The organism is Salipiger sp. PrR007 (assembly GCF_010499845.1).
Taxonomy (GTDB): domain Bacteria; phylum Pseudomonadota; class Alphaproteobacteria; order Rhodobacterales; family Rhodobacteraceae; genus Salipiger; species Salipiger pacificus_A.
In genome coordinates this window covers 89,751-109,887 of sequence record NZ_JAAGOZ010000009.1, presented here as the reverse complement: position 1 = coordinate 109,887, position 20,137 = coordinate 89,751, and the positions used below count along the sequence as shown (strand labels likewise).

General features: G+C 68.4%; 18 protein-coding genes. 14 read left to right on the top strand and 4 right to left on the bottom strand.

From position 1 onward, the window contains the following. Positions 1–115: 115 nt before the first annotated feature. Entirely contained in the window at positions 116–1,294 is a 1,179-nt protein-coding gene (gene pgk / locus G0Q01_RS02220; protein WP_164196547.1) for a phosphoglycerate kinase, read from the bottom strand. Between the two features lie 161 nt (positions 1,295–1,455). On the opposite strand from pgk, the gene G0Q01_RS02215 reads away from it, so the two are divergent. Both G0Q01_RS02215 and G0Q01_RS02210 read left to right on the top strand, forming a co-directional pair. Further along, positions 1,456–1,962: a peptidylprolyl isomerase gene (locus G0Q01_RS02215; protein ID WP_164196546.1), complete on the top strand. Its 507-nt coding sequence runs from the start codon at positions 1,456–1,458 to the stop codon at positions 1,960–1,962. After that, entirely contained in the window at positions 1,955–2,503 is a 549-nt protein-coding gene (locus tag G0Q01_RS02210; RefSeq protein WP_164196545.1) for a peptidylprolyl isomerase, read from the top strand. The genes G0Q01_RS02215 and G0Q01_RS02210 overlap by 8 nt, the downstream gene beginning before the upstream one ends. Positions 2,504–2,600: 97 nt before the next feature. On the opposite strand, the gene G0Q01_RS02205 is transcribed toward G0Q01_RS02210, so the two are convergent. After that, positions 2,601–3,506 (bottom strand): GNAT family N-acetyltransferase, encoded by a 906-nt coding sequence (locus G0Q01_RS02205; RefSeq protein ID WP_235939474.1) that lies wholly within the window; start codon positions 3,504–3,506, stop codon positions 2,601–2,603. Positions 3,507–3,543: 37 nt separating this feature from the next. Here G0Q01_RS02205 and G0Q01_RS26535 point away from each other — a divergent pair, with 37 nt between their 5' ends. From G0Q01_RS26535 to G0Q01_RS02190, 4 genes are all read left to right on the top strand, one after another. After that, positions 3,544–3,687: a hypothetical protein gene (locus tag G0Q01_RS26535; protein ID WP_203594866.1), complete on the top strand. Its 144-nt coding sequence runs from the start codon at positions 3,544–3,546 to the stop codon at positions 3,685–3,687. A gap of 175 nt (positions 3,688–3,862) precedes the next feature. Beyond that, positions 3,863–5,311, top strand: a complete 1,449-nt coding sequence (gene guaB / locus G0Q01_RS02200) for an IMP dehydrogenase (protein ID WP_108965238.1) — start codon at positions 3,863–3,865, stop codon at positions 5,309–5,311. Positions 5,312–5,497: 186 nt separating this feature from the next. Continuing rightward, positions 5,498–6,652 carry an RsmB/NOP family class I SAM-dependent RNA methyltransferase gene (locus G0Q01_RS02195; protein WP_164196544.1) on the top strand — a complete coding sequence of 385 codons (1,155 nt, stop codon included), beginning with the start codon at positions 5,498–5,500 and terminating at the stop codon, positions 6,650–6,652. A gap of 108 nt (positions 6,653–6,760) precedes the next feature. Beyond that, a complete protein-coding gene (locus G0Q01_RS02190; RefSeq protein WP_370457285.1) occupies positions 6,761–9,091 on the top strand; it encodes an ATP-binding protein in 2,331 nt (776 codons plus the stop codon). A gap of 4 nt (positions 9,092–9,095) precedes the next feature. Here the strand turns inward: G0Q01_RS02190 and G0Q01_RS02185 are convergent, their stop codons facing one another. Then, entirely contained in the window at positions 9,096–9,689 is a 594-nt protein-coding gene (locus tag G0Q01_RS02185) for a gamma-glutamyl kinase (protein WP_164196543.1), read from the bottom strand. 183 nt (positions 9,690–9,872) lie between these two features. On the opposite strand from G0Q01_RS02185, the gene recA reads away from it, so the two are divergent. After that, positions 9,873–10,940 (top strand): recombinase RecA, encoded by a 1,068-nt coding sequence (gene recA / locus G0Q01_RS02180; RefSeq protein ID WP_108965241.1) that lies wholly within the window; start codon positions 9,873–9,875, stop codon positions 10,938–10,940. A 222-nt stretch (positions 10,941–11,162) separates the two neighbouring features. Here recA and G0Q01_RS02175 read toward each other — a convergent pair whose 3' ends face one another. Then, entirely contained in the window at positions 11,163–11,486 is a 324-nt protein-coding gene (locus tag G0Q01_RS02175) for an iron-sulfur cluster assembly accessory protein (RefSeq protein ID WP_108965242.1), read from the bottom strand. Between the two features lie 122 nt (positions 11,487–11,608). Between G0Q01_RS02175 and G0Q01_RS02170 the strand changes: the two genes are divergently transcribed. The 7 genes from G0Q01_RS02170 to scpB all read left to right on the top strand — a co-directional run bounded on the left by G0Q01_RS02170 (position 11,609) and on the right by scpB (position 20,082). Continuing rightward, positions 11,609–12,775, top strand: a complete 1,167-nt coding sequence (locus G0Q01_RS02170; RefSeq protein WP_108965243.1) for a deoxyguanosinetriphosphate triphosphohydrolase — start codon at positions 11,609–11,611, stop codon at positions 12,773–12,775. Positions 12,776–12,878: 103 nt separating this feature from the next. Then, positions 12,879–14,744 carry a sodium:proton antiporter gene (locus G0Q01_RS02165; protein ID WP_164212994.1) on the top strand — a complete coding sequence of 622 codons (1,866 nt, stop codon included), beginning with the start codon at positions 12,879–12,881 and terminating at the stop codon, positions 14,742–14,744. An 89-nt stretch (positions 14,745–14,833) separates the two neighbouring features. Beyond that, positions 14,834–16,576 carry an arginine--tRNA ligase gene (gene argS, locus G0Q01_RS02160; RefSeq protein ID WP_164196541.1) on the top strand — a complete coding sequence of 581 codons (1,743 nt, stop codon included), beginning with the start codon at positions 14,834–14,836 and terminating at the stop codon, positions 16,574–16,576. An 86-nt stretch (positions 16,577–16,662) separates the two neighbouring features. After that, positions 16,663–17,601: an SPOR domain-containing protein gene (locus tag G0Q01_RS02155; RefSeq protein WP_164196540.1), complete on the top strand. Its 939-nt coding sequence runs from the start codon at positions 16,663–16,665 to the stop codon at positions 17,599–17,601. Further along, positions 17,598–18,599: a beta-N-acetylhexosaminidase gene (gene nagZ, locus G0Q01_RS02150; protein ID WP_164212993.1), complete on the top strand. Its 1,002-nt coding sequence runs from the start codon at positions 17,598–17,600 to the stop codon at positions 18,597–18,599. The genes G0Q01_RS02155 and nagZ overlap by 4 nt, the downstream gene beginning before the upstream one ends. 6 nt (positions 18,600–18,605) lie before the next feature. Then, positions 18,606–19,403 carry a ScpA family protein gene (locus G0Q01_RS02145; protein ID WP_164212992.1) on the top strand — a complete coding sequence of 266 codons (798 nt, stop codon included), beginning with the start codon at positions 18,606–18,608 and terminating at the stop codon, positions 19,401–19,403. A 73-nt stretch (positions 19,404–19,476) separates the two neighbouring features. Then, on the top strand, positions 19,477–20,082 hold the full coding sequence (gene scpB / locus G0Q01_RS02140) for an SMC-Scp complex subunit ScpB (RefSeq protein ID WP_164213000.1): 606 nt from the start codon (positions 19,477–19,479) through the stop codon (positions 20,080–20,082). Positions 20,083–20,137 lie beyond the last annotated feature (55 nt).

Sequence of the window (20,137 nt, the reverse complement as noted above, 5' to 3'; positions counted from 1 at the left end):
GCCACAGGGCAGGGGGCATGGAAATCCCCCGTAGCCTAGGTCGCTGAAAAATCGGTGCGATTGCGCGCCGATTGTGGCCGATCGGCCCGACGAGGGGCCGATCGGCTTGTGGGGCTCAGCCGAGCGCCGCGACGCCGGGCAGGGTCTTGCCTTCCATCCACTCGAGGAAGGCGCCGCCGGCAGTCGAGATATAGGTGAAGTCGTCCGCCGCCCCGGCCTTGTTGAGCGCCGCCACCGTGTCGCCGCCGCCGGCGACCGAAACCAGCTCGCCATGCGCGGTGCGCTTGGCTGCAAACTTGGCGGCCGCGTTGGTGGCGGCATCGAAGGGGGCGATCTCGAAGGCGCCGAGCGGCCCGTTCCAGATCAGCGTCGCGGCGCGGGAGATGGCCTGTTCCACATGCGCCACGCTGTCCGGCCCGGCGTCGAGGATCATCGCGTCGGCCGGGCAGGATTCGGCCGGGACCACTTCCGAGGGCGCGTTCTCGCGGAATTCGCGCGCCACCACCACGTCGCGCGGCAGCAGAATCTCGCAGCCCGCCGCGGCGGCCTTCTCGGCGATCTCGCGGGCGGTGCCGGTCATCTCGTGCTCGCAGAGCGACTTGCCCACGTCGACGCCCTGCGCCGCGAGGAAGGTGTTGGCCATGCCGCCGCCGATCACCAGCATGTCGACCTTCTCGACGAGGTTGCCCAGAAGGTCGAGCTTGGTCGAGACCTTGGCGCCGCCGACCACCGCCAGCACCGGACGCTTCGGCGCGCCGAGCGCCGCCTCCAGCGCCTCGAGCTCGGCCTGCATCAGCCGGCCCGCGCAGGCGGGCAGCAGCTGCGCCAGCGCGGCGGTGGAGGCATGGGCGCGGTGCGCCGCCGAGAAGGCGTCATTGCAATAGATATCACCAAGCGCGGCGTAGCGCTTTGCGAGCTCGGCGTCGTTCTTTTCCTCGCCGGGCTCGAAGCGTGTGTTCTCGAGAAGCACGACCTGGCCCTCGGCGCAGCCGCCGATCACCGCCTCGGCCTCGTCCAGCGTGGCGAAATTGACCTTGGTACCGAAGGCGGCCTCGAGCGCGGGCACCAGCATCTTGAGCGACATCTCGGGCACGACCTTGCCCTTGGGGCGGCCGAAGTGGGCCAGCAGGACAGGGGTGCCGCCGCGCGACAGGATGTCCTGCACGGTGGGTGCCACGCGCTCGATCCGGGTTGCGTCGGTGACCACGCCGCCGTCCACCGGCACGTTGATGTCGACACGGGTGAGCACGCGCTTGCCGGCGAGTTCCATGTCGTCGAGGGTCTTCCAGGCCATCTCGGTCCTCCTGATCCTTGGGTTGCTCAATGGTCTGCCCCGAGCCGGGCGCAAGGTCAATGCGGCAGCGGTCCGCGCTCAGGGCCGGAGGGACGCGCATCTTGGCATTCGGGCGCAGGCGGACTAAATCTCGCGCAACGAACGCCATAGGGAGTATCGACATGGCCGAGATCAAGGACCCCGAAAACACCATCCTCATCGAGCTGAAGGGCGGCACCGTCACCATCGAGCTGCTGCCCGACGTGGCGCCGAAGCACGCCGAGCGGATGAAGGAGCTGGCGCGTGCGGGAGAATATGACAATGTCTGCTTCCACCGCGTGATCGACGGTTTCATGGCGCAGACCGGCGACGTCGAGCATGGTGACATGGAAGACGGCTTCAACCTGCGCCGCGCCGGCACCGGCGGCTCGCAGCTGCCCGACCTTCCCGCGGAATTCTCGAAACTTCCGCACGACCGCGGCACCCTGGGCGCGGCGCGCTCGATGAACCCGAACTCGGCGAACTCGCAGTTCTTCATCAACTTCAAGGACAACCACTTCCTCAACGGCCAGTACACCGTCTACGGCCGGGTCATCGAGGGCATGGAGCACGTCGATGCGATCACCCGCGGCGAGCCGCCTGCCGAGCCCGACCGGATGATCTCGGTGAAGGTGGCTGCAGATGCGTAAGCTGGCGCTGTTGCTCTCCGTCATGGCTTCGCCTGCACTGGCGGCGGGGCTTGACGTCGAGGTCGCGGGCGAGGGCGCCAACGGCACCTTCCACATCGAGCTCTTCGACGATGTCGCGCCGCAGCACGCCGCGCGGCTGACCGAGCTGGCGGAGAAGGGCGAGTATGACGGCGTGGTCTTCCACCGCGTGATCGACGGCTTCATGGCGCAGACCGGCGACGTGCAGTTCGGCCGTGAGGGCAACGACATGCGCATGGCGGGCACCGGCGGCTCGGACCTGCCGGATCTCGCGGCGGAATTCTCCGAGAAGGATTTCGCGCGCGGCGTCGTCGGCATGGCGCGCTCGCAGAACCCGGACTCGGCGAACTCGCAGTTCTTCATCATGTTCGCCCCGGCGCCGCATCTGAACGGCGCCTACACGGCGGTGGGCGAGGTGACCTCGGGCATGGAGGTCGTCGACGCGATCAAGCGCGGCACCGGGCCGAACGGCGCGGTGGTCGGCAAGCCCGACATGATGGTCAAGGTGACACCGACCGAGTGAACGGCGCAGCTGCGGCGGCCGGGTGAGGGGCGCAGCCCCTCGGCGCGGCGCATCTCGCCGCAGGATACTTGCACAAAGAGGAAGGGGCTGGGCACCGTCAGGTGGCCAGCCCTTTTGGCAGGCGGCGGGCGAGCGGCGCAAGCGCGCGACAGCGCAGCCATGTGCCCGCCAGCCGGTGCGCGCGCGCGCCGGTGCCAAGCTTGAAGCGGGTGACGCCCGGCGCGTCGTCGCCGTTGAGCATGCCGAGATCGAGCTGCTCATGCCCGCGCTCTGCCAGCCAGCGCATCGCCGCCCAGAGCAGCAGGTTCATGGCGTTGGCGGCGCGTCCCTGCGGCGTCGTGACGCCGGTGGTCCAACTCGCCATGCGCCCGTGCCGAAGCACGGCGATGGCGGCGAGCGGCGCGCCGCCCCGCCGCGCCTCCCAGATCAGCGCGGCTTCGGGCGTGGCGCGGGCATAGGCGACAATGAAGCCCGGCGGCAGGTTGCGGTAGCGGCGGGCGCGGGCCTGCGCCAGCTCAGCCTCCAGCAGCCAGTGCCCGCCGTGCAGCGGCAGGCGGCGCAGGCTCAGCCCTGCACCCTCGGCACGGGTGAGCCGGTTGCGCCATTTCTGCCGCAGCGCCCTGCGCATCTGTTCCGGCGGGCCAAGCGGCAACAGGGCAAGCGTCGCCGGGGTCAGCAGCGGCCAGAAGCCCGCGCCGCGCAGCGCCCCGGCCGAGACACCCTCGGCATTGAGCAGCAGCGGCCCGGGGGTGGGCAGCTCCCGCAGCCAGGCCTCGGCCGCCGCGGGCGCCGCGGTCACCGGCCCGCGCGAGAGCAGGCTGACCTCGCCCAGCAGCGGCAGCCGGCGCGCCTGCACCTGCCAGCGCAGCGCCGCGCCCCCGTCAAAGATCTCTTCCCCAGACCGGCAGGGCACTCCCAGCGCGGCGCAGGCGCGGGCGTATTCCGGCGATTGCGGCAGGGGCAGGAGCGGCGGAGGCAGCAGTGGAGAAGTCATGGCAGCCATTAACGCGCCCGAAAGTGTGCGCGTGGTTAATTGACTCATGACCGCCCCGCGCCGCCGTTTGCCCCTCCTTGCCCCGCGCCCCAGGCCGACCCGCGCTGCGGCGCTGCTGGTCGCGCTGCTCCTCTCGGTGCCCTTCGCCGCCATCGCCCTGGCCGAAGCCGTTCTCGGCGCGCGCCCCTAGCCTCTGGCTTCAGGGCGAAAAGTCTCCGGAGAAGCTTGCGGGCCGTGGGCGGAGCTTGCGCTTCTGCGCTGCCCGGGCCGCAGCCCTCGCGGCGAAGGTCCGAGGGGCCTTTCCCCCGCCGATCATCCGTGCAATAGGGACGTGCCAACCGATACCCTCCCAAGGAGCCGCCCCCATGGAGATTCGCGAGGCCTTCACCTTCGACGATGTTCTGCTGCTTCCCGCAGCTTCCAGCGTTCTGCCGTCCACGGCCGACACGCGCACCCGGGTCACCAAGAGCATTGCGCTCAACATTCCGCTGCTGTCTTCGGCCATGGACACGGTCACCGAGGCGCGCATGGCGATCACCATGGCGCAGGCCGGCGGCATCGGGGTGATCCACAAGAACCTCGACATCGAACGTCAGGCCCAGGAAGTGCGCCGGGTGAAACGCTTCGAGAGCGGCATCGTCTACAACCCGGTCACCCTCACCCCCGACCAGACGCTGGCCGACGCGCAAGCGCTGACCGAGCGTTACGGTTTCACCGGCTTCCCGGTGGTCGACGAGCAGCACCGCGTTGTCGGCATCGTCACCAACCGCGACATGCGTTTCGCGCAGAAGCCGGACACGCCCGTGCGGGTGATGATGACCTCCGAGAACCTTGCCATCCTGCGCGAGCCCGCCGACCGCGAGGAGGCGATCAGCCTGATGAGGGCGCGGCGGATCGAGAAGCTGCTGGTCACCGATGCGCAGGGCAAGCTCACCGGCCTGCTGACGCTCAAGGACACCGAGAAGGCCGTGCTCAACCCCACCGCCTGCAAGGACGAGCTGGGCCGACTGCGCGTTGCCGCCGCGACCGGGGTGGGCGAGTCGGGCTTCGAGCGCACCGAGGCGCTGATCGACGCGGGGGTCGACATCGTGGTGATCGACACCGCCCATGGCCACAGCGCCGGGGTGATCGACGCGGTGGCGCGGGCCAAGGCGCTGTCGAACGAGGTGCAGGTCATCGCCGGCAACGTTGCCACCGGCGATGCCACCCGCGCGCTGATCGATGCGGGCGCCGATGCGGTCAAGGTCGGCATCGGCCCGGGCTCGATCTGCACCACGCGGATGGTCGCCGGCGTCGGCGTGCCGCAGCTTACCGCGATCATGGACTGCGCCAAGGCGGCCGGTGACGTGCCGGTGATCGCCGACGGCGGCATCAAGTTCTCGGGCGATTTCGCTAAGGCCATCGCCGCGGGTGCCTCCTGCGCCATGGTCGGCTCGATGATCGCCGGCACGGATGAAAGCCCGGGCGAGGTGATCCTCTACCAGGGTCGCTCGTTCAAGGCTTATCGCGGCATGGGCAGCCTTGGCGCCATGGCGCGCGGATCGGCGGATCGCTACTTCCAGAAGGATGCGGCGAGCGACAAGCTCGTGCCCGAGGGCATCGAAGGGCAGGTGCCCTACAAGGGGTCGGCCGGCGCGGTGATCCACCAGCTGGTCGGCGGCCTGCGCGCCGCCATGGGCTACACCGGCAACGCCACCGTCGAAGAGATGCGCAAGAACTGCAATTTCGTGCGCATCACCAACGCCGGCCTGTCAGAGAGCCACGTGCACGACGTGCAGATCACCCGCGAGAGCCCGAACTACCGCATTGGCTGAGCGCGCGATCTGCGAGAAAATGGGGGGTCGGTCCGCGAGGATCGGCCCTTTTGGTTTCGGGGCGGACGCCGGGAAAGCGCTGGACGCGGCGCGGCGCGCGCGGGTAGAGGGGCGGGCGACAGCGGCAGGAGCACGAGACCAGATGCAGCACGATATTCCGATGATCCGCGCTTGGGGGATGCAGTCATGACCCCCGGCGCAAGGCTGCAAGCCGCCGCCGAGGTGCTCGATCGCATCGCCGCCGGAACCCCCGCCGAGCAGGCGCTGCTCGGCTGGTCGCGCGGCGCGCGCTACGCCGGGTCCAAGGACCGCGCCGCGGTGCGTGACCATGTCTTCGACGTGCTGCGCCGCTGGCGCTCCACCGCCGCGCAGGGCGGCGGCGAGAGCGGGCGGGCGCGGCTCATCGGCCTGCTGCGTCAGCAGCAGGTCGCTCCCGACAGCCTTTTCACCGGGGACGGCCACGCTCCCGCGGCTCTGACCGCCGAGGAGCAGGCTGGGGGACGCCTGGCCGAGGGGGCGGAGGCCCGCGATCTTCCCGACTGGATCGACGCGCTGCTGACCGACAGCCTTGGCGAAGAGGCCGCCGCCGCCGCCGAGGCGCTGCGCGAGCGCGCCCCGGTGTTCCTGCGGGTGAACGGCCTGCGCGGCGATCTTGCCGCGGCTCAGGGGGCGCTGGCGGGCGAGGGGATCGAGACCCGAACGCATCCGCTGGCCTCCGGAGCGCTCGAGGTCACTGAGGGCGCGCGCCGCATTGCGCAGAGCCAGGCTTTCGCCGAGGGGCTGGTCGAGCTGCAAGACGTTGCCAGCCAGGCGGTGGTCGAGGCGCTGCCGCTGGCGCCGGGGCTGCGGGTCCTGGACTATTGCGCCGGCGGCGGCGGCAAGGCGCTGGCCATGGCCGCGCGCACCGGCGGCGAGGTCGCGGCGCATGATGCAGACCCGCGCCGCATGTCCGACCTTCCCGCGCGCGCCAAGCGCGCCGGGGCGCGCATCCAGGCCGTCGCCAGCCCCAAGGGATCCTACGACCTGGTGCTCTGCGACGTGCCCTGTTCCGGCAGCGGCGCCTGGCGGCGCGCGCCCGAGGGCAAGTGGCGGCTGACACCGGAGCGGCTGGAGGAGTTGACCAAGGTGCAGGCCGGGATCCTCGACATCGCCGCGCGGCTCGTGACACCCGGCGGGCTGCTCGCCTATGCCACCTGCTCGATGCTCGCGGTGGAAAACGCGGCGCAGATCGAGGCCTTCCTCGCCCGGCATCCGGGCTGGACCGTCGAGCAGCAGCGCCAGTTCCTGCCCGGCGACGGCGGCGACGGCTTCTTCTCGGCGCAGCTGCGCCGGCCCGCCTGATCGGCGCGGCTGCCGCGGATGACCCATGGGAATGTGAAAAGTTAACCTTTGGTTAATCATACACATGCCACATGGTGAATGGGGATATGGAAGGAAAAGGATGACCCCGTGACGCGATCCGCGTTTTACGAGGAGGGGCGCGGGCGCAGTTGGCTTTCTCAGGCTCTGCCGGGGATCGCGCTCACCGCTGCCGGCCTGGTGTGCCTGGCGTTCAGCGCGCTGCTCGAGGGCAGGGAGGCGCAGCTCGCGGCGCAGGCCGCGGCGGGGGCCTTTCTGGCGATCAGCGGTCTGCTGGCGGTCTGGCATGTGATGGGGCGGCGGCGCCTGCGGGGGGAGCTGTCGGGGCTGCGCAAGCTGGTCGAGGCCGATCCCGCACCGGCGCTGCTCGAGGATCGACACGGGCGGACGGTGTTTTCCAATCGCGCCGCGCAGCAGCGGTTCGTTCTCGCTGCCGGGCAGAATCTCGGCGATCTGCTGACCCAGTTGGGGGTGGATGCCGAGGCCCTGAAACTGCGGCTGCGGCGCCGCGCCGAGGGGCGCGGGGGCGCGAGCGAGGACATCCTGTCTCCCGCCGGGCCGCACCGGCTTGCGCTGGCGGAGGTCGGGGGGCTGAGCTACTGGCGGCTCGAACGGCTGCCGGATCCCGACTTTTCGGGCCTCACCGCGGTGGCGGAGGCGGAGGATCGCGCGCCCGAAGCGCGGGACGCGGCGCAGGTGCCGGTGCTGACCGTCGGGCGCAGCGGCGCGGTGCTTTATATGAACGCCGCCGCGCGGAGGTTGATCGGGCGGCGGATCAAGCAGCTCGAGGAGGTGCTGGAGCTGCCGCTGCGCGTCGGCAAGGTGCAGCAGATCGGCTCTCCGGAGGGCGAGCGCAGCGTGCTGATCCGCTGCTCGGATGCCGGTTTCGGGCGGCAGGAAGTGGTGCTGCATCCGGTGGATGCGGCAGGGTCGCCGGAGGTGCGGGACGGGGTCGACAACCTGCCGGTGCCGCTTTTGCGGCTCGCGCCCGACGGACGGATCCTGCGTGCCAACGCCGAAGCCTGCCGCATGCTCGAGGTGGCCAGCGCCGACGGCACCTCGATCGAGGCACACATGGAGGGGCTCGGCCGGTCGATCACCGACTGGCTCACCGAGGCGGCGGCAGGCCGCGGGCTGCATCGGTCGGAATTCCTGCGCCTCGTACGCCCCGAGCGCGAGGTCTTCGTGCAGGTCACGCTGAACCGGGTGCTCAAGGCGGGGCGGGCCGAGCTGATCGCGGTGCTCAACGACGCGACCGAGCTGAAATCGCTCGAGGCGCAATTCGTCCAGAGCCAGAAGATGCAGGCCATCGGCCAGCTCGCGGGCGGGGTAGCGCATGATTTCAACAACCTGCTCACCGCGATCTCGGGCCATTGCGACCTGCTGCTGCTGCGCCACGACCAGGGCGATGCGGATTATGCGGATCTGCTGCAGATCAACCAGAACGCCAACCGCGCCGCCTCGCTCGTGGGTCAGCTTCTCGCCTTCTCGCGCAAGCAGACGCTGAGCGTCGAGAAGCTCGACCTGCGCGACACGCTGTCGGATCTGACCCACCTGCTGAACCGGCTGGTAGGGGAGCGGGTGAACCTCAGGCTGAACCACGATCCGGTGCTGCCCCCGATCCGCGGCGACCGCCGGCAACTCGAGCAGGTGATGATGAACCTCGTGGTGAACGCCCGCGACGCCATGCCCGAGGGCGGCGAGATCGAGATCGCCACCAGCCGCTGCGTGATGCACGAGGCGCTGATCCGCGACCGTGCCCGGGTCGAGCCCGGGCTCTACGCCAGCGTCAAGGTCATCGACCGGGGCTTCGGGATCCCGCAGGACAAGCTGCAGAAGGTCTTCGAGCCCTTCTTCACCACCAAGCGCACGGGTGAGGGCACCGGGCTCGGCCTTTCGACCGTCTATGGCATCGTCAAGCAGACGGGGGGGTTCATCTTCGTCGACAGCGTGGTCGGCAAGGGGAGCTGCTTCACCCTGCTTTTCCCCGCCTTCGAAGAGACCAGCATGGCCGAGCCCCCCGCGCCCGAGCCGGAGCGCGGCAGCGCGCCGCTGCTGGGCAGCGTTGTCCTGCTGGTCGAGGACGAGGCCCCGGTGCGCGCCTTTGCGGCCCGGGCGCTGCGCCTGCGCGGCTTCACGGTGATCGAGGCCGAGACCGCCGAGCAGGCGCTCGAGGTGCTGCAGGACCCGGCGCTGACGGTGGATGTCTTCGTCACCGACGTGGTGATGCCCGGGATGGATGGGCCGAGCTGGGTGCGCCAGGCGCTCGAGATGCGGCCCGGAACGCGGGTGGTCTTCGTGTCGGGCTACGCCGAGGAGTCGCTCGACAAGAGTCGCGTGGCCGTGCCCAACTCGGTGTTCCTGCCCAAGCCCTTCTCGCTGACCGAGCTGACCGAGACAGTGCAGCAGCAGCTCGCCTGAGATCTCAGCGCGCCCGCTCCCAGAGCGCGAAATCCGCGGCGCATTTGCGCCGCAGCGTCGCCTCGGCCCCGGGCGAGAGCGCCAGGTCGGCGCGCGGCGAGACATTCTCGCGCGGCAGCTCGAGCCTGAGCCCCAGCCGCTCTTCCAGGAAGCCGGTGATCTGCGCCTGGTGCTCGTATCTGAACAGATGCGTGACCCCGGTGCCGTTCGGCCGAGGCTCGACGAATTTCGCCTGGCTGCCGACATTGGCAAAGGGCGGGCGGGCGCCGCTGGCATAGGCCTCGACGAAGTCCTCGAAGCTGAGCCCGCGGGTCGAGGTGGGCTTGCCGTCCAGGAAGTCGCGCTGGCGGTATCGGTACCACGAGCCGAGCCAGGAGACAGGCTCGCGCACCACGGCCATCAGCTCCATGTGCTCCACGCCCATCTTCTCGAACATCGGCCGGAAGAAGCGGTTGTAGCGATAGACCGGCGCGTGCTTCAGCTCGGGTGGGTCGAGCACGCTCATCGAGGCATGCGGGCCCAAGGCAGCTTCATAAGCAGAGGTTCCCGTCTTGGGGACCGCCAGCAGCACCAGCCGCGCCTTCCAGAAAACCAGCATACCCCTGCCTCTCACCGTGGTCTTTTGGTCGATAAACCACTCTTTAACGCTGTTTCGCAACAGTGAGAACAGATGGTGCTTGAAATGTTCCTGTTTTGGTCTCATAACCCCGGGTGAGAACAAGAGGCGAACGAAAGCAGCGATTGCCGCCCCGGACGCGGTATGAAATAAGGATCGGAAATCATGGCAACGGCAGATCTTCTGACTATGGACAGCAAGCGAAACGCGGACCGGCAAAAGGCACTCGACTCGGCGCTGGCCCAGATCGAGCGGCAGTTCGGCAAAGGCTCGATCATGAAATTGGGCGGCGACAACGCCCTGCGCGACATCGAGGCGACCTCGACCGGCTCGCTCGGGCTCGACATCGCCCTCGGCATCGGCGGCCTGCCCAAGGGCCGGATCGTCGAGATCTACGGCCCGGAAAGCTCGGGCAAGACCACGCTGACGCTGCATGTCGTCGCCGAGGAACAGAAGAAGGGTGGCGTCTGCGCTTTCGTCGATGCCGAACACGCGCTGGACCCGCAATACGCCAAGAAGCTGGGCGTCGACCTCGACGAGCTGCTGATCTCGCAGCCCGACACCGGGGAACAGGCGCTGGAAATCACCGACACGCTGGTGCGCTCCGGCGCGGTCAGCCTGGTGGTGGTCGACTCCGTCGCCGCGCTGACCCCCAAGAGCGAGCTCGAGGGCGACATGGGCGACAGCTCGGTCGGCGTGCACGCGCGCCTGATGAGCCAGGCGATGCGCAAGCTCACCGCCTCGATCAGCCGCTCGAACTGCATGGTGATCTTCATCAACCAGATCCGCATGAAGATCGGCGTGATGTTCGGCTCGCCCGAAACCACCACCGGCGGCAACGCGCTGAAATTCTACAGCTCCGTGCGTCTCGACATCCGCCGCATCGGCGCGATCAAGGACCGCGACGAGGTGGTCGGCAACCAGACCCGCGTCAAGGTGGTGAAGAACAAGGTCGCCCCGCCGTTCAAGCAGGTCGAGTTCGACATCATGTACGGCGAGGGCATTTCCAAGACCGGCGAACTGCTGGATCTCGGGGTGAAGGCCGGCGTGGTCGACAAGTCCGGCGCCTGGTATTCCTACGGCGACGAGCGCATCGGCCAGGGCCGTGAGAACGCCAAGAACTTCCTCAAGGAAAACAGCCAGATCGCCAACGAGATCGAAGATAAGATCCGCGCGGCGCATGGGCTCGATTTCCACATGTCAGAGGAAGACGGGGACGTGACCGAGGATTGACCGCTCGGGGCAGGGGCGCTGCCCCTCGTGGCCAGTGGCGAAGTCACCCCGGGCTACATTGACCTAGAAGAAAGGCGCACCTTGCAGGGTGCGCCTTTCTTGTTTTCGGACAATGAGTTGCGGCTGGATGTGGAACCGTTGCGAGATCCTGTTCGGCGCGCGGCGGACAGCAAAAAGGCCGCGACGTCTGCGCGGCCCTTTGCATGTCGCGGCAGCGGCGGCTTACATCGAGAAGCTGGTGCCGCAGCCGCAGGAACTGGTGGCATTGGGATTTTCGATGGTGAAACGCGCGCCGATCAGCTCTTCGGAGAAGTCGATCACCGCATCGGCGAGGAAGGGCAGCGAGACGCTGTCGACCACCACGCGCTCTCCCTTGCGCTCGAGCACGAGATCGTCCTCGGCGGCGTCGTCGAGCTTGATGTCATACTGAAAACCCGAGCAGCCGCCGCCCTCGACGGCCACGCGCAGCGCCTTGCCCTGGGCGCCAGCGCCGATCTCGGCGAGTCGCTCGTAGGCGCGGTCAGTCACTTTCGGGGGCAGGTTCATGGGTCGCCTCAAAGGTTTATCTCCCGGTTGGTCCATAATATAGGGATCCCCGAGAGCAGCGGCAACCATCCGGCATGCATCGGAAGGGCCGCGCATTGAGGCACGTGAAAGGCAGACAACAGATGGCGATCTATTCCTGCGATCCCGAGGGGGCACGGCCCCGCCGCGTGGCGGAAGAGGAGAGTGCATTCCGCTCCTGTTTCCAGCGCGACCGTGACCGGATCATCCACAGCTCAGCCTTCCGGCGCCTCAAGCACAAGACCCAGGTCTTCGTCGAGCACGAGGGAGATTTCTACCGCACGCGGCTGACCCACAGCATCGAGGTCGCGCAGGTGGCGCGCACCATGGCCAATGCGCTGGGGCTGAACACCGACCTGACCGAGGCGGTGGCGCTCGCGCATGATCTTGGCCACACGCCCTTTGGCCACACCGGCGAAGATGCGATGCACGAATTGATGGCGCCTTATGGCGGCTTCGATCACAACGCCCAGACCCTGCGCATCGTCACCCGGCTCGAATGCCATTACGCCGAGTTCGACGGGCTCAATCTCACCTGGGACACGCTCGAGGGGATCGCCAAGCACAATGGGCCGCTGCTGCCGCTGAAAGCGGGCGAGACGCTGCCGCTGGCGCTGGCCGAATACAACGCCGAGCATGATCTCGAGCTTGAGACCCATGCCAGTGGCGAGGCGCAGGTCGCGGCGATCGCCGACGACGTGGCCTACAACAACCATGACCTGCAGGACGGGCTGCGCGCCGGGCTCTTCACCGAGGAAGAGATCGCCGACCTGCCGCTGATCAAGCCCGCCTATGCCGAGGTCGACCGGCTCTACCCGCACCTCGACGCCTATCGCCGTCGCCACGAGGCGCTGCGCCGGGTCTTCGGCTATATGGTCAGCGACGTGATCGACACGAGCCGGGCGCGCCTCGCGGCGGCAGAGCCGCAAAGCTGCGACGACATCCGCCGGCTCGGGCATCCGGTCGTTGCCTTCTCGGACGAGATGTACCGCGAGCTCAAGCAGGTGCGGCATTTCCTCTTCACCCGCATGTACCGCGCCCCCTCGGTGGTGGTGATCCGCGAGAAGGTGACCCAAGCGGTGATGGAACTTTTCCCGATCTACATGGACAACCCGCTGCTGCTGCCGGCTCGCTGGCGCGCGACCGATCCCAAGAGCGAGACCGAGCTGGCGCGCATGGTGGCCGATTACGTCGCCGGGATGACCGACCGCTTCGCCCTGCAGCAGCACGCCAAGCTGACCGGCACCGACATCCTGCACGACGCGCGCTGAAGCGCCAATCGCACGCCAAGCCCTTTATCGCACTGGACAGATCGAGGCCGCAGGCCAGATCATGAGCGCGGCACAGGCCGCGGTTGCGTGAAAGGGCCCTGACATGACCGGACCGGAAACTGGCGGCATCGATCCGCTGCTGGGATTTGCCCTTGTGGGCGCGCTCGGCGTCGGCTCGCAATGGCTGGCCTGGCGGATGAAGCTCCCGGCGATCGTGGTCATGCTGGTCGCGGGGCTTGCCATCGGGCCGGGCCTTGGCGTGCTCGATCCGCATCAGGATTTCGGCGCGCTGATGGAGCCGATGCTGGCCATCGCGGTGGCGATCATCCTTTTCGAGGGCGGGCTGACGCTGAATTTCCAGGGGCTGCGCGACGCGCGGCTCGGGGTCCGGCGGCTGATCTTTGTGGGCGCGCCGCTCGGCTGGCTCGCCTCGGCGGCGGCGCTGCACTGGGTGGCGGGGCTGAGCTGGGAGAGCGCGGCGGTCTTCGGCGGCATCATGATCGTCACCGGCCCCACGGTGATCGCGCCGCTCTTGCGACAGGCGCGGCTCAAGCACCGCCCGGCGGCCCTGCTGCAGTGGGAGGCCATCGTCAACGACCCGGTCGGCGCTCTGGCGGCGGTGCTCGCCTTCGAGGTGGTCTCGGTGCTGGTGGACGGCGCCTCGATGCGCGAGGCACTGGTCGAGATGATTGTCGGCATCCTCGCGGCCTCGGCGCTCGGCGTGCTTGGGGGCTGGGGGCTGGCGCAGTCCTTCAAGCGCGGCAAGGTGCCGGAATACATGAAGGTTCCGGTGCTTTTCGTCTCCATGCTGGTGGTCTTCGCCCTGGCCGACTCGGTGCTGCATGAAAGCGGGCTGCTGGCGGTGACGCTGATGGGCGTGTGGATCGCCAACGCAGGCCTGCCGAGCTACGAGGAGATGCGCCGCTTCAAGGAACACGCGACGATCCTGCTGGTCTCGGGGGTGTTCATCCTGCTGGCAGCCAACATGAGCCGCGGCATGCTGGTCTCGCTCGACTGGCAGGCGCTGGCCTTCGTGCTTTCGGTGATCCTGCTGGCGCGGCCAATCCCGGTGCTGATCTCGCTTGTCGGCACAAACGTGCCGTGGCGGGAGCGCCTGATGGTGGCCTTCACCGGGCCGCGGGGCGTGGTTCTGGTGGCGGTGGCGGGGCTTTTTGCCCAGCGGCTGGTGGCGCTCGGCGTCGAGGATGCGGCGCGGATCCCGGCGCTGGCCTTCGCGCTGGTGGCGGCGACGGTGGTGCTGCATGGCTTTACGCTGGCGCCCATGGCGCGGGCGCTGGGACAGACCGCGACCGAAACGCCCGGTGTGCTGATCACCGGCGGCTCGGACTGGTCGGTGGCATTGGGGCTGGCGCTGAAGAAGCTCGAGCTGCCGGTGCTGATCGCCGATCCCAACCATGCCCACCTGCGCGAGGCGCGCGACGCGGGGCTCGACACGTTCTTCGGCGATATCCTGTCGGAGGCGGCGGAGCACCGGCTCGATCTGGTCAGCTACGAGAGCCTCATCGCCGCCACGGACAACGACGCCTACAACACGCTGGTGGCCACCGACCTTGCGCCGGACTTCGGCCGCGAGCATGTCTTCCAGCTCAAGCGGGCGCGCGACACGTCGACACGCCACGCGCTGCCGGCGACCCTTGGTGGCCGGCCTTTCGGGCCGGACGAGAGCTACGATGAAGCCAATGCGCGCATGGCGCAGGGCTGGGAGTTCCGCATCTCGCGGCTGACCGAGGAATTCACCATGGAGCACTGGCGTGAGAAAAACCCCGAGGCGATGGTCGTCGGGGATCTCGGGCCGAACGGCACCTTCCGGCTGCTCGGGCCGGATGAGGCCCCGAAGGAGGCCGATGGGGTTCGGCTGGTGGTGCTTGCCCCGAGGCGCGAAGAGCGCTCGGAAGGTCGGCGGGATGACAGGGGCAATGACACGCTGAAGGGCGCCAGGGCGGAGTAGCGCGCTTTCCGTCCGGTTCCCCGCATCTCGGCATTTGACCCCGCGGGACAAGATGGTAGAGGAGCATCCGACCGTATGGAGACAGACTGATGAACCTCTTCACCGACATTCGCGCGCTTGTCCTTCAGGCGATCGAAGCGCTGCAGGCCGAAGGCGCGCTGCCCGAGGGCCTCGCCACCGCCGCCGTGACGGTGGAGCCGCCGCGAGACGCCTCGCATGGGGACATGGCAACCAATGCCGCGATGGTGCTGGCAAAGCCCGCCAAGCAAAAGCCGCGCGACATCGCCGAGGCGCTTGCCGCCAAGCTGTCCGAGGACCCGCGCGTCGCCCTCGCGGAGGTCGCCGGCCCCGGCTTTCTGAACCTGCGCCTCGACCCCTCGGTCTGGCAGGCGCTGCCCGCGGCCGTGCTGACCTCGGGCACCGACTATGGCCGCTCGGACATGGGGCAGGGGCTCAAGGTCAACGTCGAATACGTCTCGGCCAACCCCACGGGCCCGATGCACGTCGGCCATACCCGGGGCGCGGTCTTCGGCGATGCGCTGGCCTCGCTGCTGGCCTATGCTGGCTATGACGTCACGCGCGAGTATTACATCAACGACGGTGGCGCGCAGGTCGACGTCCTGGCGCGGTCGGTCTACCTGCGCTACCTCGAAGCGCATGGCCGCAGCGTCGAGTTCGAGGCGGGCACCTATCCCGGCGAGTACCTGATCGAGGTCGGCGCGAAGCTGAAGGCGCAGGTTGGTGACAAATATGTCGACCAGTCCGAGTCCGAATGGCTCGAGACGGTGCGCGAGTTTGCCACCGAGGAGATGATGGGCATGATCCGCGAGGATCTGGCGCTGCTCGGCGTGAAGATGGATCACTTCTTCTCGGAAAAATCGCTCTACGGCACCGGCAAGATCGAGGCCGCCATCGAGTCGCTGACCGAGAAGGGGCTGATCTACCGCGGCGTGCTCGAGCCGCCGAAGGGCAAGAAGCCCGAGGATTGGGAGCCGCGCGAACAGACGCTGTTCAAGTCGACCGACCACGGCGACGACGTCGACCGCCCGATCATGAAGTCGGATGGCAGCTGGACGTATTTCGCCCCGGACATCGCCTATCACTATGACAAGGTGACCCGCGGCTTCGACATGCTGATCGACGTCTTCGGCGCCGACCACGGCGGCTACGTCAAGCGCATGAAGGCGGCGGTCTCGGCGCTTTCGGATGGCAAGGTGCCGCTCGACGTCAAGCTGATCCAGCTGGTCAAGCTGTTCAAGAACGGTGAGGAATTCAAGATGTCCAAGCGGGCAGGGACCTTCGTGACCCTGCGCGACGTGGTCGAGGAGGTTGGCCCCGACGTCACCCGCTTCGTCATGCTGACCCGCAAGAACGACGCCACGCTCGATTTCGATTTCGCCAAGGCCGTGGAGCAGAGCCGCGAGAACCCGGTGTTCTACGTGCAATACGCCCATGCCCGCGTCTGCTCGGTGCTGCGCAAGGCCATCGAGGCCGGAATTGACGTGTCGGACGAGGCCCTTGCCGGGGCCGACCTGTCGGGCATGACCCACGAGGCCGAGCTTGCACTGGCCAAGAAGGTGGCCGAATGGCCGCGCATCGTCGAGATCGCGGCCAAGGGCCACGAGCCGCATAAGGTCGCCATCTGGCTCAACGAGCTGGCCTCGGACCTGCACGGCCTCTGGAACCGCGGCCACGACGAGCCGGGCCTGCGCTTCGTGCAGGACGATCCTGCTGTCAGCCAAGGCAAAATCGCGCTGGCCCGGGCCGTCGCGGTTGTCATTTCGGCCGGTCTTGGTATCTTGGGCGTGACCCCGGCAGAAGAGATGCGCTGACCCAAAGGCGCCTCGGGGCAAATGAGCAGAGCAAGATGGCCGGCGGGGAGACCCCGTGCCGGCCCGACAGGCAGACCGAGGCAAACATGGCGGATTACCCCTACGACGGGCCGGAAACCCCGGCCCCGACCGGGCGGAGAGCAGCATCCCTGGCAAACTGGGCCGGCGCAGCGGTGTCGCTTGCGCTGGTCGTTGGCGTCGGGATGTGGGGCTACGAGCTTCTCATGCGCGACGTGAACGGCATCCCCGTGGTGCAGGCGATGGACGGTCCGATGCGGATCGCCCCCGAGGATCCGGGCGGCTCCACGGCCGATCATATCGGGCTGGCGGTCAATGCCGTTGCGGGCACCGGCCTTGCCGAGCCCGGCGCCGACCGGCTGCTGCTGGCGCCGCAGGGCATCGGCCTGTCGGACGATGACATGCCGCAGAAGGAGCTCGCTGCGCTGCGCGAGAAATCCGCGCAGATCGCCACCGCCTCGCTCTCGCAGGACGAGGCAGGCGCCGAGGGCGCGGCCGAGGGTGAAGACCTCGATCCGATCCAGGCGCTTGCCGACCAGATCGCCGCGAACGCCCGCCCGCTCAGCGAGCTCTCTTCCGATGAGGGCGAAGGCGAGTTGGTGGCCAGCGTCACCGGCGCCGCCCCCGCGGGCGCGCTGATCCGCTCGCTGCGCCCGTCGACCCGCCCCGGAGACCTGCTCAACCAGCCTGTCGCGCTGGCGCCCGCCCCCGAAGAGCCCGCCGGTCCCGCGGAGATCAACCCAGAGACGCTGCCCGCAGGCACCCGCCTCGCGCAGCTCGGGGCCTATGCCAGCGAAGACGTCGCCCGCCAGGAGTGGGAACGCTTCAGCGCCCGCTTCGGCGAATTCATGGATGGCAAGGACCGGGTGATCGAACGCGCCAGTTCCGGCGGGCGCACCTTCTACCGTCTGCGCGCCGCGGGCTTTGCCGATCTCGCCGACGCCCGCCGCTTCTGCGCTGCCTTCGTCGCCGAGAACGCCGACTGCATCCCGGTGACCACGCGATGACCCGTTTCGGAGCCACCATCCTCGCCCCGCTCGGTCTGACGCTGAGCGCCGAGGAGAAACGCTTCTTCGCCGAGGCCAACCCCTTTGGCTTCATCCTCTTCGCGCGCAACGTCGAGAGCGCCGAGCACCTCCGGGCGCTGACATCCGACCTGCGCGCCGCCGTCGGCTGGCACGCCCCTGTCTTCACCGACCAGGAGGGAGGCCGGGTGCAGCGCCTGCGCGCGCCGCTGGCCACCGAGTTCCTGCCGCCGCTCGACGAGGTGGCGCAGGCCGGCGAGACCGCGGCCCGCGCCATGGAACTGCGCTTTCGCATCATCGCCGCCGAGCTGCGGGCGGTGGGCATCGACGGCAACTGCGCGCCGATGCTCGACGTGGCGCGCCCGGGCACCCATGCCTTCTTGCGTAATCGCTGCTACGCCGAAGACGTCGAGACCGTCGTCGCCATGGGGCAGGCCGTGGTGAAGGGGCTGACCGACGGCGGCGTGCTTCCGGTGATGAAGCACCTGCCGGGCCATGGGCTTGCGCAGCTCGACAGCCACAAGGATCTGCCGCGCGTCTCCGCGCCGCGCGAAGAGCTCGAGGACATCGACTTCGCCGCCTTCCGGCCCTTCGCCGATCTGCCGCTCGCGATGACCGCGCATCTGGTCTACGAGGGGCTCAACACCCGCCCCGCCACGGTCGATCCCGAGATGATCGCCCTGATCCGGCAGAACATCGGGTTCCAGGGTCTGTTGATGAGCGACGATTTGTCGATGGAGGCGCTCTCGGGCAGCATCGGGGAGCGCAGCGCGGCCACCGTGGCCGCGGGCTGCGACGTGGTGCTGCACTGCAACGGCAAGATGGACGACATGCGGCCGGTGGTCGAGGCCGCGGGCCAGATGACCGAAGCCGCGCAGTCCCGGGCCGAGGCGGCGCTTGCCGCCCGTACCATCCCTGCCGAGATTGACATCGCGGCGCTCAAGGCGGAGCATGAGGCCTTGCTGGCCGGGCCCCGCTGATCACCAATGCAGGACGATGCGCAACTGGAGTTCGAGACGCTCAGCGTCGCCGACCGCCTTACGGCCGAGGCGCTGATCGTCGACGTCGAGGGCTACGAAGGGCCGCTCGACCTGTTGCTGTCGCTCTCGCGCACGCAAAAGGTGGACCTGCGCAAGGTGTCCATCCTCGAGCTGGCGCGGCAATACCTCGGCTTTGTCGAAAAGGCGAAAGAGCTGCGCATCGAGCTGGCCGCCGACTACCTCGTCATGGCCGCCTGGCTTGCCTTCCTGAAATCGCGGCTGCTGTTGCCGCCCGATCCCACCGAAGAGGGGCCGTCGGGCGAAGAGCTGGCGGCACATCTGGCGTTCCAGTTGCACCGCTTGCAGGCGATGCGCGACGTGGCGGCGCGGTTGATGGCCCGCGACCGGCTGGGCCGGGACTTTTTCGCCCGAGGCATTCCCGAGGACATGCAGCGCCTGCGGAAGGTGAAATACACCGCGTCGCTGCTCGACCTCATGCAGGGCTATGCCCGCACCCGCACCCGCGACGATTTCCGCCCCTTCGTCATGGACCGGCACGACGTCTTCACCATGGAGCAGGCGCTTGACCGTATGCGCGGCATGATCGGCTATGCCGGTGACTGGACCGACATTTCCCGTTGGCTGCCGGACGGCTGGTCCGGCGATCCCCAGCGCTGGCGTTCCGCCACGGCTGCGACATTTGCCGCTTCGCTCGAGCTGGTGAAGGAGGGCAAGGCCGAGATCCGCCAGACCGACACCTTCGCGCCCATCGAGATGCGCAAGAGAGAGAATCCGCGTGAGTGACGATATCGAGTTGACGCGCGCCGAGCGGCGCGCGGCGCAGGACAGCAGCGAAAGCCTCTTCGAAGCGCCGCCCATGGGCGATCAGGAACGCATGGTCGAAGCCATCCTTTTCGCCTCCGCCGAGCCGGTCACCGTGCGCGAACTGCAAGAGCGCATGCCGCATGGCTGCGATCCCGCCGAGGCGCTGGCCTACCTGCGCAAGCGCTACGAAGGGCGGGGCGTGCAGGTTGTGCGCGTCGGTGACGCCTGGGCGATCCGGACCGCGCCCGACCTCGGCTTTTTGATGCAAAAGGAGACGGTGGAGACCCGCAAGCTGTCGCGCGCGGCGATCGAGACGCTGGCGATCATCGCCTATCACCAGCCGGTGACCCGCGCCGAGATCGAAGAAATCCGCGGCGTGAGCGTCTCGCGCGGCACCGTCGACCAGTTGCTCGAGATGGGATGGATCCGCTTTGGCCGCCGCAAGATGACCCCGGGGCGGCCGGTGACCTTCGTGGTGACCGAAGAGTTCCTCGACCACTTCGGCCTCGAGAGCGCCCGCGATCTGCCGGGGCTCAAGGAGCTTCGCGCCGCGGGCCTTCTCGACAACCGCCCGCCGCCGGGACTCGTGCCGCTCACCGATCCTGAGCCCGAGGACGAGGAGGAGGCCCCCGGCCAATCCGAACTCTTCGAGGATTGATCGCTACGAACCAACGTAAAAAAGGCCCCGCGAACGGGGCCTTTTCTACATCATA